This window comes from Cerasicoccus frondis (assembly GCA_031296915.1).
In the GTDB taxonomy this organism is placed as follows: domain Bacteria; phylum Verrucomicrobiota; class Verrucomicrobiia; order Opitutales; family Cerasicoccaceae; genus Cerasicoccus; species Cerasicoccus frondis.
The window spans coordinates 212780-228931 of the sequence record JAVDPC010000002.1 but is presented as its reverse complement, the minus strand read 5'-3'; the positions used below and the strand labels follow the sequence as shown (position 1 = coordinate 228931).

The following is a 16152-nucleotide window of genomic DNA, read 5'->3' as shown; positions in this document are numbered from 1 at the left end:
GGCGGCGTTGGCGTGAGCGCCCTGCTTTCGCCAACGCCGCCATCCGGCATAACTAATGATTAATTAAATTGCTAACAACAAATATCATGAAAAAAACACCTTTTACTGCTCTGATTCTACTGACTGCTAACCTGAGTCAGGCAACGCTGCACATCGCCGTCGATCAAGTGGATGCTGCGGTCTTACAGTTCTCTGGCTCGGGGTCGCTCGACTTAACTGGCGCCGATATTGTCGATCACTCGGTATGGAATGCCGAAGTTGCAGCCGCTTTTAACGAATCTTCGCTGGGATTTCTGGCTACCACTGACAGCTTTTTGGCGCTTGATGGAATGGATGTCTACGCGCTCGATGGACCGGGCGGCTTTTGGCCTACCAAGACTTTTGACTCGGGCGTTGCCACTGGCGACGATTTCTTTCTCTACCACAGCGAGGCGAACTCGTATGTCGGTTTGCCAGCGGGTTATCAGTCCGGGGACCCGATCAGCTTTTCCCTCACCACGGCTGGGGATCTCTCGGATTTTGATGAGATCGAGCCTGCTACCGAGGAGGCTAGGGCGCTGGCTTTGGTGGAGATTCCTACCGTGGAGCTTTTCCATCTCGCGACCATGCTCTACTGGCTGACGCCCGAGGACACGGATTCTGTATTTTTAACGGTGGGCTCCTCGGTGCCCGAGCCAAACACCTTTGCGATGATGGCAGGTGTTGTAACTTTCGGACTGGCAATAGGTCTTCGCCGAAGACTGAAGTGAACTACTAAGCACTGCCCGACTGACTTAGTCGGTATTCTTGCGCAGCTGACGACCATCGTCGGCTGCGCATTTTTTTGGAATTTTGCCCCTCAAATGCGCGACTATAAGACTTATGCTTGTCAAGACGGCAAATATTTGCTCCTTGGAGCGTTCTTTTGGCTCCAATAGCCGCGAAATCCAAACAGTAAACCACCGTGACAGATCTATCTAAATACCGAAACATCGGCATCTTCGCCCACGTTGACGCCGGTAAAACGACGACGACCGAACGTATCCTGAAGCTCACCGGCAAAATTCACAAGCTGGGTGAAGTTCACGATGGCGCGGCTACGACTGACTTCATGGAGCAGGAACAGGAGCGCGGCATCACCATTCAGTCCGCCGCCACGACTTGCTTCTGGCCCGGCAGCACCCAGCAGTGGGAGCCGCATCGCTTTAACATCATCGACACTCCCGGGCACGTTGACTTCACCATCGAAGTTTACCGCTCCCTGAAGGTCCTCGACGGCGGCATCGGCGTATTCTGTGGTTCCGGCGGCGTTGAGCCCCAGTCCGAAACCAACTGGCGTTACGCCAACGACTCCAAGGTCGCCCGTGTGATCTACGTCAACAAGCTCGACCGTATCGGCGCGAACTTCTACAACGTGGTCAAGCAGGTCAAGGAAGTCCTCGGCGCGAAGCCGCTCGTCATGGTTCTGCCAATTGGCGAAGAAAGCAAGTTCACCGGTGTGGTCGACCTGCTCACCCGCAAGGCATGGGTTTGGGACGAAACCGGCGACCCGCTGAACTACACCATCCAGGATGTTCCGGCCGACATGGTGGACGACGTCGAGCAATACCGTGAAGAACTCATCGAAACTGCTGTTGAGCAGGACGATGACATCATGGAAAAGTACCTCGGCGGCGAAGAGCCCACGATCGATGAGATCAAGAAGTGCATCCGCAAGGGCACCATCGCGCTCGATTTCTTCCCGACTTTCTGCGGTTCCTCCTTCAAGAACAAGGGCGTGCAGAACGTGCTCGACGGCGTTGTTGAGTTCCTGCCGAACCCGACCGAAGTTCCGCCTCAGCCGGAAATGGACCTCGAAGGTAACGAAACCGGTAAGGTCGCCACGGTTGCTGTCGACAAGCCTTTCCGCGCTCTGGCGTTCAAGATCATGGACGACAAATACGGCGCCTTGACCTTTACCCGTATTTACTCCGGTAAGATCAAGAAGGGCGACAGCGTTCTGAACACCTTCACCAAGAAGACTGAGCGCATCGGCCGCATTATTGAAATGCACGCTAATGACCGCAATGAAGTCGACGGCGCACAGGCTGGCGACATCGTCGCTCTGCTCGGCATGAAGAACACTCAGACCGGTCACACCCTGGCCGACCCGGATAATCCCGGCACGCTCGAACCGATGGTCTTCCCGGATCCGGTTATCAGCATCGCTGTGGCTCCGAAGGACAAGGGCGCCGCTGAAAAGATGGGCATCGCCATCGGTAAGATGGTGGCTGAAGACCCGTCCTTCCGCGTTGAGACCGACGAAGACTCCGGCGAAACCATCCTCAAGGGCATGGGCGAACTTCACCTCGACATTAAGGTCGACATCATGAAGCGCACCTACGGCGTCGAAGTGAACGTTGGTAAGCCGCAGGTTGCCTACCGCGAGTCGATCCAGTCCGCCATTTCCGACAGCTACACTCACAAGAAGCAGTCCGGTGGTTCCGGTCAGTTCGCGAAGATTGACTACACCATCGAACCAGGTGAGCCGGGCGACGGTTACTCCTTCGAGTCCAAGGTTGTTGGTGGTAACGTGCCGAAGGAATTCTGGCCGGCTGTTGACAAGGGCTTCAAGAACTCGATCGAAAAGGGTGTCCTCGCTGGCTACCCGCTGGTCGATGTGAAGTTCACTTTGAACGATGGCGCTTTCCACGCCGTTGACTCCTCGGCGATTGCGTTCGAAGTAGCCGCCAAGGCCGCCTACCGCCAGTCGATTCCGAAGGCTTCGCCACAAATCCTTGAGCCGATCATGAAGCTCGACGTGTTCGTGCCGGAAGACTACATCGGTGACGCCATTGGTGACCTCAATCGTCGCCGCGGCATGATCAAGTCTCAGGAGCCGACCAACGCCGGTATCCGCATCAAGGCAGACGCGCCGCTCGGTGAAATGTTCGGTTACATCGGTGACCTGCGTGGCATGACCTCAGGTCGTGGCCAGTTCTCCATGGAGTTCTCGCACTACGCACCGGCTCCGCGCAACATCGCCGAAGCCGTCATCGCCGAAGCCGCCAAGCGCAACGAAAAGAAGTAGCAACCTGCGGTTGCATCTAATCATTTTCGCATTGCGAAAATCTATGGGTGCAGCGGCACGCTGCCGACATACTTTGCAATACAAAGCTCCCGGTTAATCGCCGGGAGCTTTTTGTTATTTGCGAAGCGCGGTTTTGATGTCGTAGGGGCGGTTTGTGGTGATGCTGTCCACGCCAAAGTCGGCCAGCGTTTGCGAAACGCCAGCGTGGTCGATGGTCCAGGCATGCACCCGCAGCCCTTGGTCATTGAGCCAGCGTATGCTGTCCGGCGTGAGTGGGCCTTTGAGGTTCATGCTGATTGCATCGGCCTTGATTCCTTTGGCCTGCTCCGCTGCGGCTTCGAGTCGCGGATGATACCCGGCGGTCGAGAACTGAAAGCTGATCAACAGCATCGTTTGGATCTCGGGTTGCTTGGTTTTTATGCGGTAGAGAACCCGCCGGTCGAATGCGATCACGCGAAGCTGTTCGATGGGAAAATCAGTCTCGGCAAGTTCGACCAGGAATGGATCAACTATGTGGTAATCGCCCTTTAGCTCGATGTAAGCCAGTTTGCCCGCTGGCACGGTGGCCAGGACTTCGGCTAGGCTGGGCATGCGTTCGTTGGCAAAGCGTTTGCCTTTCCAACTGCCCACATCCATTTCGCGCAGCCGGGCCCATTCGGTCTCGTCGACGTTACGGATCTCGTTCGAAACGTCGCTGGTGGACTCATCATGAATGCAGATCAGGCGCCCGTCCATCGTCAGGCGAAAGTCGGCCTCGATGGCGTCGGCTCCTTGTTCCCACGCAAGGTTGAACGCTGCCAAAGTGTTTTCCGGTGCATCGTGGGAGGCGCCGCGATGCGCGACGACCAATGTCTCCGCAAGAGCATGTTGCAGGCTGAGGGTGCAGAGAAAGACTAACAACAGACGCATGGAAAGCTATATCACAACTCGCATTAGAGTTGGATAAGGTGGGGAATGTTCCGGCAAGAATCTGCTGGTCTGAGCAATCTGCAATGAAAGGTGCTGACTAGCTTTGCACGGCCGCCTTCTCCACAATGCGGTAGTCGCCAAAGGTCATGAAGAGCACAAGATTGCCGGATGGGGCGCTGTAGGCGCCTTGAGCGTCGGCGAGCTTGCAGGCTAGCGCAGTGAATTCCCAGCACTTCGCCTCGTCGTCGATTTTGACCTCGGCTGTTGTGAGCTTCGTGATGCCTTTTTCTCGTCCATAGCGGCGCACGGCGTCGGCGTCTTGGGTGAGTGGCGGGCGCACGGTGTGGTTGTCCCACGACCACTGCCAGACATTTTCCGTTGGGAAATACGCGCCGATGATCTGCACGGGCGCCGAGATGAGCATGTCGTTGGGCGACTCAAAGCCGATTTGCCCCTCGACTTGATCGAGGACAAATTTGGATTCGTTGAGACCCCAGGCGATTTCGTGCGCCTGGGATTTCACCTGAAGATCCTCCAGGCACTGACCGATGAATTCTGGATGCGTCATGACGCCCGAATTGCAGCTTATCCCGTGCCCCGACGCCCTGCGTGAAAATTCATAAGCGGCGTCAATGCCGACTAGAAGCAGGTGCGGGTCGGCTAATGCTAGGCAAGTGAGATGCGTTGTGGCGTAGGGCATCGCACTTTCGCGAGCCTTGCATTGCCTGGTAGCCTGATAGATGAAACGACACAGGGATTGGTTTGCTACCTCGCGAGCAACGCCTTCACGCGCGCGACGACCTGCGCCAGGGCGCCCGCCAAATCCTGCCCATCGACAACCAAATCCGCCAACGCCTTCTGCGGCGCCACGTATTGCTCGTGCATTGGGCGGACGGAGGTCAGGTATTGCTCGACGACATTGTCCACATCGCGCCCGCGCTCCTTGATGTCGCGCACGAGCCGCCGCGCGAGGCGAATGTCATCCGGGCAATCGACATACACGCTGAAGTCCAGCCGCTGGCGAATCGCAGGCCAATGGAGCGGGAACAGCCCCTCGATAATCAACAGCTCAAAGTCCGCGGAAAAGGTTTCATACCCCGCGCGCGAATGCGTGTGGTAATCATAAACCGGGACCTCCACGTCGCGCCCACTGGCCAGCGCCTCGACCACGGGCAACAACAGTTCCGCCTCCAGCGCCTCGGGCGCGTCCCAACTTTTCACGGGCGGTCCACGGTAAAATCGGTCAATCCCCAGCTCAGCCACCTTCACGTCCGGCAACGCCTCCACCAGCCGCCGAGTCAGTGTAGACTTGCCACTCGCGGTCCCGCCACAAATGCCGATGATGCGCGCTGTCATGAACGGTGATTATTAATTTTTGCCGTACCGGATGCGAGTTCAATCCATGTTCAAGTTAACGCCTGTCATCCTTAATGGGCATTGCGTTGGAGTGGAAGGGTGGCGCGGATCGTCTCGATCCGCAGTTTCAATTGGATGGCCAGCGTAGCGAATGCGGATCGAGACGATCCGCCCCATCTTAGTCAGATAGACAATAGCCACCTGGATGGAACTGCCCGTTAAGGATAACGGGCGCTACCTTTTAAGGCAGAAGCTCACGCCCGCTGCTGCTCCAGCGTCTGGAAGGCGCCGCCGGCGCCGAAGGGGTTGGCCAGGAAGGCGAGGGCGGGGTCGAGTTTGGCGCGGGTCTCGGCGTCGGGAATCCATTGGTTGAGGAAGCCCGCTTGCGGCAGCAGGGAAATGGTCTGCCAGCCGAGCTGCTCGCCCCAGCGCTGGAGGTCGGCAAAGTTCACGTCGCAGGTCAGGTCCTGCTGCCCGGCGTGGGCGTAAATCTCGTCCCCGTCGATGCCATCCTGATTGCGGTAGGCGCGGACTTCGCCTGCCGGATAGGCGGCGCCGTAATCGATCGTTAGCATGCGGCCGCGCTGCCAGTCAGCGAGTTCGGTCTGGAGCCAAGCGTGGTAGCTGGGGTGGATGAAGATGCGCTGGCCCTGGCGCGGCTTGGCGGGGGCATCGGCGTCGACGGGGTCGGTGAACGGCAGCAGCCCCTCGACCAGTTCGCCCTCGACGAGGCGCAGTCCGACTTCGCGCCAGTCGTCGCCGTCCCAGCAGAGTTGGCGCGCGGGAAAGGCGTCGACGAGTTCATTGCTGAAAATGATGGCCCGCCCCTGTGCCGCCGCCAAGGCGTCGGGGATGCCGTCGCGCACGGTGAATCCCAGTTCTGCGGCCTTGGGGGCGAGTGCTTCGCGCAGGCCGGGCGAAGTTTCGACGGCGGAGTAGGCAACGTCCGGCTCGCCAATTTTCCGCCAGGCCTTTAAAACCGATTCTGCCAGCGCGCCCACTCCCGCGCCGACCTCGATCAGGTGAAAATCGCCGTTGGGGAAATCCTCTGCTGTGCGCGCCTTGGCCCAGCGCGCAATCGCCTCGCCAAAGGCTGGGCAAAGGGTCGCTGAGGTGGAGAAATCGCCGTCCGCGCCAACTTGCCGCACCTGCGCGCCATAGTAGCCATGGGTGTGGTCGTAGAGTGCGAAGCCCATGAATTGGGCAAAGGTGATCGCGCCGCCTTCGCGTTGAATGAGGTCAGCCAGCCAAGATTCGCATTTGGGCATGGCGTTTACTGTGGTCGACGACTCGTCCGGTGCAAACCAATCTGGCTTAGTTCAGCATTTGCGGACCAAGCAAGAAGTAGATGGCTGGCAGGTGATAGCGCGGGTCACTTTCTGAGAATCCAACTTCGGTCTCGGTGTTGCCCGCGCCCTTTACTGGCGCGCCTTGGAAAATTGCTTTAAACTCGAACAATTCGCTAGTTCCAATTTTGTAGCGATTGGTCACTTGAATGTCGCTCAGGCCTTGTTGAGCCTTTTGTGCGAGATAGGCTGCTTCTTCCGTTTCTGAGGTAAAATCACTGCTCGCAGAGCCATTTTGCAGCGCAGGGAATAGAAAGAGCCAGCCGATGTAAGCAACGATCAATTGATCGTCAGGAATTTGGTTCACTTCGCTTCCCAAGAAGGACCACGTCGTCGGGTTGACGAAGCCGCGTCCACGATGTCCATCGGGCATTTCATAATCGAGGAGGTGGACATCAGTCGGATTGCCCATGATTTTTAACCTGTATTTCCGCTTGTGCTTAACGGACTTGGGGGGCTGCCCAAATTCCATCGGATGGGCAAGCCATTCGCTCATTGTTTTCTCCGCGTTCTTCTTCTCTTTATTTCCAAACATGATTCGGGTTGGTTTAGTTTTATTAATACAAATCATGTAAGGTTGGTTTGAGTGGCCAGCTTAAAATTTTCAAAAAATGTCCGCATGTTCACTTTTTCGTTGTGTTATGTGATTATTTTCACATAATCGAATTTTCACTATTAATCCGCCATGAAACCATCTCCCATCTTTTACGAAAACCCGCCTTAGCGCGTGGTTAGTCCAGTCAATGTTCGTGCGACCGCATTCGTGTTGGCGCCGTGCTTGAGCCGTTTTAGGGGGCCCATTCGCCACGCATCGGGTGACAGCTGATGCGGCTGGACGACGCCCCCAGGCTTTAATTCACCCTGTGCTGGGGTGGCAAGCGTGGCGCGGACTTATGCCAGTTTGCAGGCTGCCGCGTTGACGTAAACGCATCCGACCCAATGGGATGTTGTCCCCACCTGCGCCTGATCCCGGCGAACGGGCGGGGCGGGCTGTGTTCTTTGAAAATGAATTTAGGGTCGGGTTACCCCCCCCTCCCCGGTATAGACGCCGGGAGATTAAAAATTAAAGTGAGCAAATTAAAGATTCGGCTTGGTGGTCCGGATGTGGAGCACGCGCTTACCCGGATTGGGCTCGGAGTGCAGTTGCTACTCGGTAAAGAAACATTATGATCAATATGCCTGATTCTTTAATCTTTAATCTTTTTCCTTTAATCTCCCGCGCTAGCGGCGTATTAACAGACGTTTTCCATGACATTTGATGATTTGAATTTGCTGCCTGCGGTCGTGCAGGCAGTCCGCGAAAAGGGTTACGAGAACCCGACTCCCATTCAGGCCCAGGCCATCCCCGTAGTGATGGAAGGCAAGGACGTGATTGGCTCCGCCCAAACCGGCACCGGGAAGACCGCTGCCTTTACTTTGCCGCTCCTTTCCCGCCTCGAGAAGCACTCAGAGAAGTGCCCGCGTGCACTTATTCTGGAGCCCACCCGCGAACTCGCCGGCCAGGTGGATGATCAACTGGTCTTCTACGGCAAGCATCAGGACCTGACGAAGTGCCTCATTTATGGTGGCGTCAAATACGGCGCCCAGCTCAAGGCGCTGGAGGATGGCTCGGACATCGTGGTCGCCACGCCCGGCCGCCTGATCGACCACATCGAGCAGGGCAATATCGACCTGTCGAACCTCGAAATTTTGGTCCTCGACGAAGTCGACCGTATGCTCGACATGGGCTTCATCGACCAGGTCACGCAGATCGTCCGCAAGTGCCCCAAAGAGCGTCAGACGCTGTTTTTCTCAGCCACTATGGCGGACAAGATTCTTTCGCTGGCCGACTGGGTGCTCAAGGATCCGGTGCGCGTCAAAATCGAGTCCACCAGCAAGACGGCTGACACAGTTGACCACGCGATTTTTCCGGTCGACGGCATTCAGAAGTATGACCTGCTCCTGGCGATGCTGGAGAAGTTCGACTACAACAGCGTGCTCGTCTTCACCCGCACGAAGATCGACGCCGACCGCGTGACCCGCTGGCTGCTGGACCACGATCACAAGGTCGCGACCATGCACGCTGACCGCTCCCAAAGTGAACGCCGCGAAGCGCTCCAGGGCTTCAAGGAAGGCAAGTATGAGATCCTTGTCGCCACAGACATCGCCTCGCGCGGTCTGGATATTTCCGGCGTCACCCACGTGATTAATTACAACGTGCCGCAAAACTGCGAAGACTACGTGCACCGCATTGGCCGCACCGGTCGCGCCGCCACTGAAGGTGAGGCGTTCACGCTGTATTCCACGGATGAGCTGGCTTTCCTTGACGCCATCGAGCGCTTCATCGAAAAGAAGATCCCCCGCCGTAAGCTGGAGGGCTTCCGCTACCGCACCGAGCCCGATCTACGCGTCCCCGGCGCCGCCATCGCCCGCAAAAAGCGCAACCGCGGCTTCAACAACAAGCCCGGCGGCTTCCGTCGCTAAGGCTTCGCCTTAGAATCCTTGGGGCGGCTGTGTTAGCGCGTTTGGCGTTTGGCCCGGCGGCGACGCCAGACATCGCAACCAAGCAAGCCAAGTAATGCCGCGCCAATGAGATACGTGGACGGCTCCGGTATAGGGCTGACATAGGTGAAAGTCATGTCCGAGAGCGAAATGCCCTGCTGCGCAGGATTGCTCTGGGTAAATGGCCCTGCGCCGTAGAAGAAAGTCACATTGTTGCGGGCGCCACTGTAGGAGGCATTCACATTGCCATTGGCGCTGTTGTTGGCGTTCTCATATAGACCCAGCACGGTGGTGCTGTTGACGACCAGATTGGCGCTGCTGCCAGTCAGGGAGTCCGGGGCGTCGGCGAAAGTGATCTGGTCACGAAAGCTGCGGGAGTAAAAGCCACCTGTGCCGGTATCGACATCAAACATGCCCAGGCTTAGGCTTTCCACATCGGAGGAAAACTGGATGGACACCGTAGCGCCATTGCCACTGGAGCTTTCGTTGATGAGCATCATCAGGTAGTTCTGGCCAGCCGGACCGCCACCGGTGATATCCGTCGACAAGCGCGGATACCCGCCTAGAAAAGTGCCGCCGGAAATGCTCACGGTAACATCGACCCCGCTGCCATCGACGTTGGTAAACGTCTGGCTCGTCGAGCCGGGTGTCCAGCTCAGGGAGTTCCAATCAAGCGTATAGGATTGCCCGGCTGCGGTCGCGATTGCGAGACAGCTCAGGATTGCGACCGCGAATGTTCCTCGCAGCCCGCGTTGGGCAAGCATATACATTGATAACTAACAAGTTGATTTGATGTTAGTCATTCTAATCGACGGTCTGGCTCGCTACTTTAGCGATTATGGTCTCCTGCAACGGCGTGAGTATCCGGTTTTACACCCCTTTTACAGCCTGATTAATCGATTTCTATCGGCTAAGGGTAATCCTTAACTGATTGTTGATTAATCGGATATGAAATTGGCTAGCCATCCGGCCGCTGCATTGTCCTGACCTTCGCCTAAAAGCTGTCTCAACTCGCGGGCATCCTGTTGAGCAGACTCTGCTGCTGACGTTTGATCGGTTATTTTCGCCAGTTCGCGAGCGAGCACCGCAGGCTTTGCGGCGCCTTGCAGGTATTCCGGATAGGCGGGGCGATTTAGGAGAATGTTTGCAATGCCGAGGTAGGGAATCTTCACGAGCATGCGGCCGAGCACGTAGGTGATCGGATTCGCGCGGTAAACGATGCGGCCGGGGATGCCCGCCAGCGCGACCTTGAGCGACATCGTGCCGGAGCTGGTCAACACCGCCGACGCCGCGATGTCCGCATCGGCCGGCATGAGCTTGATCAAATCCTTGGCGCCATGGCGCGCGGCAATGAGCTCTTCCAGTAGCGCTTTGACCGCAGGGCTCGGGTAGAGCACGATGGCGCGGTTCGTGGCGCGCTCGGCATGGAAGTCGATAAAGGCTTCGATCAGCGTTGGGAAAATGCGGCGCACGGGCGTTAACCGGCTGCCCGGCAGGAGCAGGATCGGCGCGCCTTTTTCGTAGCGCAGGCCGAGGTTGAAATCTTTCGCGACAAAAGGGTGGCCAACGAATTCCACCGGCAGGTCCGTGTCCTGGTAGCAGTCGATTTCAAACGGAAAAATCACGCCGAGCGAGTCCAGCAGCTTGGCCATCTTGAAGCGGCGTTTGCCCTTCCACGCCCAAATTTGTGGGCTGATGTAGTAGAGCAGGGGGATGTCGCCGTCGCCCTTGACCGCGAGGCCTTCTTTGACGAGGCGCTCGGCGAGGCGGAGGTTGAAGCCCGGGTAGTCCACGAAGCAAATCGCCTTGGGTCGGTGTTCGCGAATCCACGCTGCAACCTTCTCAAACAGCTCTTTAAAGAAGCCGTAATTCTTCAGCACCTCGGCAATGCCGACCACGGAATGGTCCACGAGGTCGAAGATCACTTGCGCGCCAGCCTTGGACAACGCTTCGCCGCCGAGCGCACACACGGTCAGCCCGGGCTTGATCTCGGCCAACTGGTCGAGCAGCTCAGCGGCATGCTGGTCGCCCGAGTGCTCGCCCGCGACGATGAGCAAGTCCGGCTGCTGAGATGGCGCCGGTAGCTGAATGGGCTCAGGCATGGATATCTAATTATGAATGATGAAGGTTGAATTATGAAAGGGATCTTCTGGGGAATCCTTGTGGGTGGTTTTCATAATTCTGAATTCATACTTCATAATTCAGTCTTCCCTTTCTCCGCGCTCTCGCGGATCTTCTCGGTGACCTTGATCGCGACTTCGAGCGCGGTCTTGCCGAGCTCGCCGCTGACCTTGGGCGCGGCGCTGTTTTGCACGGCGTGGGCAAAGCCAGCCAGCTCGAGCGCGAGGGGTTCGCCTTTTTCGATGGGGACATTCTTCTTGCGCAGGCCGAGCTTGGTCTTGCGGATCAGGTGGCCCTTTTGTTCGGCGAAATTAAGCGACAGGTAGGCGTTGCTTTGGAAGAGGCGAATCTCGCGGACCGGCTTCAGGCTCACGCGGCTGGTGTTGATGTTCGCGACGCAGCCGTTGGCAAAGGTCAGGCGCGCATTGGCGATGTCCTCAGTCTTGGTCAGCACGTCCACACCGACTGCGTCCACGCGCTCGAGGGGGGAGTTGACTAGTTGCAGGATCACGCCGATATCGTGAATCATCAGGTCGAGCACCACGCTGACTTCGATGCCGCGTTCCTTGAACGGCGCCAGGCGGTCGCAGGTGATGAAGCGTGGGTTGGTCACGTGTTTTTCCAGGAACGACATGACCGGATTGAAGTGCTCGATGTGGCCCACTTGCACGATGCGGTCGGCCTCCTTGGCGGCGCCGAGGATAATCTCCGCTTCTTCCAGGCTCGTGCACAGCGGCTTCTCGATGAGCAGGTGGCAGCCTTGCTTGAGCAGCGTTTGGGCGACGGCGCAGTGGTGATCAGTCGGGACAACCACGCTGACCGCGTCGCACGCGGCGCCGAGTTCTTCCAGCGAGGTGTAAGCTTGGCCGCCGTGCTCGGACGCGATCTTCTTGGCGCGCTTCGGGTCGACGTCGTAGATGCCGACGAGCTCGGTCTGGGGCAGGGCTGCGTAGAGCCGCGCATGGTGTTGGCCCAAATAGCCAACGCCGGCGACACCGCATTTTAAAGGAGCTGTTTTCTGACTCACGGGGCTAGCTTGGTCACGAATGCCGCTAATGGCACGCAAGAATTCCAGAAAGATTGGGCCATTTCATCGTCTATTTGGAACTGATGCAGAGTTTATCTTTGAGTTAATTTTCTAATATCAAAGGAATGTCTTGATTAGCTTAACTTTTTGCGACACAGTATCGTCATGAAACGCGTACTCGCTTTGCGCGAAAGCCACCCTAAGGAAACCCGCGCCGCACTCTCCCCCGAATCCGCTAAGAAATTGGCCGGGCTCGGCCTGTCTGTAACCGTCGAGCAAGGCCTCGGCGATCGGGCCGGCTATTCGGATGAGGACTACCGCCAGGCCGGTGCAGCCGTCGCCGAACGCTCCAAGGCGTTGCCAGAAGCGGAGATTATCCTCCGTGTGCGCAAGCCTGAGGATTCGGAGATCGACACCCTGCCCGCTGGCGTGCTGCACCTGAGTTTCCTCGATCCCTTCAACGAGTCGGCGCTGATCCAGAAGCTGGCCGCGAAGAAGGTCAACGCCGTCAGCGTGGAAATGATTCCGCGTTCGACGATTGCGCAAAAGATGGACGCCCTGTCATCCCAGGCCAACCTCGCTGGCTACGCCGCCGTGGTGCTCGCCTCGGACCGCATGCAGAAGATTTTGCCCATGATGATGACGCCCGCCGGGACGATTTCCCCGTCGCGCTTTTTCATCATCGGTGTGGGCGTGGCTGGCCTCCAGGCCATCGCGACCGCCAAGCGTCTCGGCGCCCGCGTGGAAGCCTTTGACACCCGCCCCGTCGTGGAAGAGCAAGTCCGCTCGCTCGGCGCGAAGTTTGTCAAGGTGGACCTCGGCGACACCGGCCAGACCGACCAGGGCTACGCAAAGGAGCTCACGCCCGAGCAGCTGGAAAAGCAACGCCTCGAAATGGCCAAGGCCTGCGCCCGCGCAGACGTGGTCATCACCACGGCGAAACTCTTTGGCCGCAAGGCGCCGGTGATCCTCAACGAGGCCGTGCTCGAGCAAATGAAGCCCGGCAGCATCGTGGTGGACCTCGCCGTGGAATCCGGTGGCAACGTCGCTGGCTCCAAGGTCGGCGAAGACGTCATTACCGCGAACGGCGTGAAGATCATTGGCCCGGAAAACCTCGAGGGCTATTACCCGAAGGACGCCACGCAGATGCTCGGCGCAAACTTTGCGAACTTCATCGAGCACTTCTGGGACGCCGAGCAGCAGGCGTTTGTTTACCGCACCGAAGACGAAATCCTGAGCGGCAGCTTGATCACCCGCGATGGCGAAATCGTCCACGAAAAATTCAAAGCCTAACCAACGAAGTTTAAAACTACGAATGTCGCAGATAGACGCAGATTTGACTTCAAGGCGCAGCGCTTTGCCGGTGCGGATAGATCTGTGAACCTTCGCGCTATTCGTAGTTAACCCCATTCGAATTATGGACCTCGTATTACTTCTTTTTATTTTCACGCTGGCGGCTTTCCTCGGCTTCGAGCTGATTGCGAAAGTTCCGTCGCAGCTGCACACGCCGCTCATGTCCGGCTCCAATGCGATCAGCGGCATCACGATTGTGGGCGCGCTCTTGGCTGCGGGCTCCACCAATGAAACAGCCGGCGCGCTCGCGCCCTGGTTGGGATTTGCGGCGGTCGTGCTGGCGACCATTAACGTCGTGGGCGGTTACGTGGTGACCGACCGCATGCTCGGCATGTTTAAGCCGAAGGAAAAGGCCAAGCGCCCGGAGTAACGCGTCATGGAAACATTTGTTAATCTCGCCTACATTGTAGCGGCGATCCTGTTTGTTTTCGGGATCAAAATGCTCGGGCGCGCCGACACCGCGCGCAAGGGTAACAAGCTTTCGTCGGTCGGCATGTTGCTGGCCGTGGTGGTCACCATGTTCGACCACCACATCATTCGCTATGAGCTGATCATTGCCGGTATTTTAATCGGCGCAGTCATCGGCCTCGTCGCCGCTAAGAAGGTCGCCATGACGGGTATGCCCGAGCTGGTGGCGCTGTTCAACGGCTTCGGTGGCCTTGCCAGTTTGCTCGTTGGCTGGTCGGAGTTCGCCCGCGTTGAGGCGATCAACCAAGCCTACTTGGCAACGAAGGAAAACGTAGTCGGCGCGCTGACCAGTGGCGGCGATTCCTTTCTCGCTACGCACTACCCGGACGGCATTCAGCTGAGTGGCTTCACGGCGGCGGTCATCATCCTGACGATCCTCATCGGCGGCGTGACCTTCACTGGCAGTATTTACGCATGGGGCAAGCTGAGTGGTAAACTCGGCGGCGCGGCCACGGTGTTTGGCGGGCAAAAAGCCGTCAACGGCCTGATTGCCCTGGCGCTCGTGGGCGCAGGCGTGGTCTTCACGATTTCGCCAATGAGCAGCACGGCTTCGGCGGTGTTGATTGGCGTCATTGTGCTGTCGCTTGTGCTGGGCGTGATGTTCGTCATGCCGATTGGCGGCGGCGACATGCCGGTGGTGATTTCGCTGCTCAATAGCTTCTCGGGCTTGGCCGCAAGTTTCGCTGGTTTCGTCATTGCAAACAACGTGCTCATCGTCGCGGGCTGCTTGGTGGGCGCCAGTGGCCTGATCCTGACCGTGATCATGTGTAAGGCGATGAACCGCACGCTGAGCAATGTGCTCTTCTCGGGCTTTGGAGCGACGCAGCAATCGTCGGCCGGTGAGACCGAAGGCGAGCTCAAGCCGATCAGCGCCGAAGACGCGTATTACATTTTGGAAGCCGCCAAGAGCGTGGTCTTCATCCCGGGTTACGGCATGGCCGTTGCCCAGGCGCAGCACGCCGTGAAGGAGCTCGGTGAGCTGCTGGAAAACAACGGCGCGGAAGTCCGCTTCGCCATCCACCCGGTCGCGGGTCGCATGCCCGGCCACATGAACGTGCTCCTCGCCGAAGCCGACGTGGAATACGAGCAGCTCTGCGAAATGGACGCCGTCAACCCGACCATGGAAATGGTCGACGTCGCGGTGGTCATCGGCGCGAACGACGTGGTCAACCCCGCCGCCGCCGAAGACGAAGGCTCCCCGATTTACGGCATGCCGATCATCAACGCGCACCACGCCAAGACCTGCTTCTGCTTGAAGCGCGGTAAGGGCGCCGGTTTCTCCGGTCTGCAAAACAAGCTCTTCCTGATGCCGAACACGCGCATGCTCTACGGCGACGCGAAGTCGACTATAACCGGGCTGGTCACGCAGTTTAAGGACAGTTAAACGGCTGGCTTTTCCGGTTCGCTGGCCGGTTGATTCTCGGGCGTGGCTGGTTCTGGTTCTTTAAACTGTTCAGAAAGCTCCGTGGGCTTGCCAGCTTTGGTGATGCGCAGCGATTTCTGGAAAAACATGTTGTTGGGGATGCGGAATTCATCGCCGTCTTCGTGGCGCAAGGTCGTGTAAAACAGCGTCAAGTCGATCACCTCGCCTTTGATGTCTTCGCCGACAAAGCCGATTACGTCGTGCACGCGGAAGGGCTTGGTGACCATTAAAATGAACGTCGCGCTGATGTGGCTGACCAAGCTCCAGACGGCCACAAAGCCGATCGCAACCATGGCGAGCACGGTCGTGAGCATGGTCATCACTTCGACGTCAAAGCGCTCCAGGATCAGCCCAATGATGATCAGGATGCCCATCCAGCGCAGGGCGATGAAGATCGGGCTGACCGGCACGGATGACTGCACCTTGTTCTTGGTGAGCATCTCCAGCACGCGGATGGTGAGTGAGACGAGAATGAGACCGCCGATGAGGATCAGCGCATTCTCGACCCAGAAGCTAATGGACGCTTTTTGTAGTTGAGCGATTATGGGTGTCATGCCCATACCATAGGGGTTCTTCGCCGCAATTCAAGTGATGCCGTGATTGTCCCCTTTGGCGCGTG

16 protein-coding genes are annotated in these 16152 nt (G+C 57.8%); 7 read left to right on the top strand and 9 right to left on the bottom strand.

Annotated features, from left to right (window positions below):
- Nucleotides 1–86: 86 nt before the first annotated feature.
- Together RBB63_RS02395 and fusA are read left to right on the top strand one after the other, a co-directional pair.
- Nucleotides 87–749 carry a PEP-CTERM sorting domain-containing protein gene (locus tag RBB63_RS02395; RefSeq protein ID WP_309380728.1) on the top strand — a complete coding sequence of 221 codons (663 nt, stop codon included), beginning with the start codon at nucleotides 87–89 and terminating at the stop codon, nucleotides 747–749.
- A 194-nt stretch (nucleotides 750–943) separates the two neighbouring features.
- Nucleotides 944–3049: an elongation factor G gene (gene fusA, locus RBB63_RS02390; RefSeq protein ID WP_309380726.1), complete on the top strand. Its 2106-nt coding sequence runs from the start codon at nucleotides 944–946 to the stop codon at nucleotides 3047–3049.
- Nucleotides 3050–3163: 114 nt separating this feature from the next.
- Here the strand turns inward: fusA and RBB63_RS02385 are convergent, their stop codons facing one another.
- From RBB63_RS02385 to RBB63_RS02365, 5 genes are all read right to left on the bottom strand, one after another.
- The gene (locus RBB63_RS02385) at nucleotides 3164–3958 is read right to left on the bottom strand and encodes a glycerophosphodiester phosphodiesterase family protein (RefSeq protein WP_309380724.1); all 795 of its coding nucleotides are present in this window, start codon (nucleotides 3956–3958) and stop codon (nucleotides 3164–3166) included.
- A gap of 97 nt (nucleotides 3959–4055) precedes the next feature.
- Entirely contained in the window at nucleotides 4056–4526 is a 471-nt protein-coding gene (locus RBB63_RS02380; protein WP_309380722.1) for a DUF6882 domain-containing protein, read from the bottom strand.
- A 197-nt stretch (nucleotides 4527–4723) separates the two neighbouring features.
- Nucleotides 4724–5314, bottom strand: a complete 591-nt coding sequence (locus tag RBB63_RS02375; protein WP_309380720.1) for a uridine kinase family protein — start codon at nucleotides 5312–5314, stop codon at nucleotides 4724–4726.
- A gap of 254 nt (nucleotides 5315–5568) precedes the next feature.
- Nucleotides 5569–6582, bottom strand: a complete 1014-nt coding sequence (locus RBB63_RS02370; protein WP_309380718.1) for an SAM-dependent methyltransferase — start codon at nucleotides 6580–6582, stop codon at nucleotides 5569–5571.
- A gap of 46 nt (nucleotides 6583–6628) precedes the next feature.
- A complete protein-coding gene (locus RBB63_RS02365; RefSeq protein WP_309380716.1) occupies nucleotides 6629–7195 on the bottom strand; it encodes a hypothetical protein in 567 nt (188 codons plus the stop codon).
- Nucleotides 7196–7908: 713 nt separating this feature from the next.
- On the opposite strand from RBB63_RS02365, the gene RBB63_RS02360 reads away from it, so the two are divergent.
- On the top strand, nucleotides 7909–9123 hold the full coding sequence (locus RBB63_RS02360) for a DEAD/DEAH box helicase (protein ID WP_309380715.1): 1215 nt from the start codon (nucleotides 7909–7911) through the stop codon (nucleotides 9121–9123).
- 32 nt (nucleotides 9124–9155) lie between these two features.
- Here RBB63_RS02360 and RBB63_RS02355 read toward each other — a convergent pair whose 3' ends face one another.
- Complete coding sequence (locus RBB63_RS02355; RefSeq protein WP_309380713.1) at nucleotides 9156–9911, bottom strand: PEP-CTERM sorting domain-containing protein; 756 nt, start codon at nucleotides 9909–9911, stop codon at nucleotides 9156–9158.
- A gap of 22 nt (nucleotides 9912–9933) precedes the next feature.
- On the opposite strand from RBB63_RS02355, the gene RBB63_RS02350 reads away from it, so the two are divergent.
- On the top strand, nucleotides 9934–10068 hold the full coding sequence (locus RBB63_RS02350; protein WP_309380711.1) for a hypothetical protein: 135 nt from the start codon (nucleotides 9934–9936) through the stop codon (nucleotides 10066–10068).
- 11 nt (nucleotides 10069–10079) lie between these two features.
- Here RBB63_RS02350 and lpxB read toward each other — a convergent pair whose 3' ends face one another.
- Together lpxB and RBB63_RS02340 are read right to left on the bottom strand one after the other, a co-directional pair.
- Nucleotides 10080–11243, bottom strand: coding sequence for a lipid-A-disaccharide synthase (lpxB, locus tag RBB63_RS02345; RefSeq protein WP_309380709.1), 1164 nt, complete (start codon nucleotides 11241–11243; stop codon nucleotides 10080–10082).
- Between the two features lie 92 nt (nucleotides 11244–11335).
- Complete coding sequence (locus RBB63_RS02340) at nucleotides 11336–12289, bottom strand: Gfo/Idh/MocA family oxidoreductase (RefSeq protein ID WP_309380707.1); 954 nt, start codon at nucleotides 12287–12289, stop codon at nucleotides 11336–11338.
- Nucleotides 12290–12454: 165 nt separating this feature from the next.
- On the opposite strand from RBB63_RS02340, the gene RBB63_RS02335 reads away from it, so the two are divergent.
- From RBB63_RS02335 to RBB63_RS02325, 3 genes are all read left to right on the top strand, one after another.
- On the top strand, nucleotides 12455–13582 hold the full coding sequence (locus RBB63_RS02335; RefSeq protein WP_309380705.1) for an NAD(P) transhydrogenase subunit alpha: 1128 nt from the start codon (nucleotides 12455–12457) through the stop codon (nucleotides 13580–13582).
- Between the two features lie 124 nt (nucleotides 13583–13706).
- Entirely contained in the window at nucleotides 13707–14012 is a 306-nt protein-coding gene (locus RBB63_RS02330; RefSeq protein WP_309380703.1) for an NAD(P) transhydrogenase subunit alpha part 2, read from the top strand.
- Between the two features lie 6 nt (nucleotides 14013–14018).
- A complete protein-coding gene (locus RBB63_RS02325; protein ID WP_309380701.1) occupies nucleotides 14019–15494 on the top strand; it encodes an NAD(P)(+) transhydrogenase (Re/Si-specific) subunit beta in 1476 nt (491 codons plus the stop codon).
- On the opposite strand, the gene RBB63_RS02320 is transcribed toward RBB63_RS02325, so the two are convergent.
- Nucleotides 15491–16087 (bottom strand): mechanosensitive ion channel domain-containing protein, encoded by a 597-nt coding sequence (locus RBB63_RS02320; protein WP_309380699.1) that lies wholly within the window; start codon nucleotides 16085–16087, stop codon nucleotides 15491–15493. The two genes, RBB63_RS02325 and RBB63_RS02320, sit on opposite strands and share 4 nt — an antisense overlap.
- Nucleotides 16088–16152 lie beyond the last annotated feature (65 nt).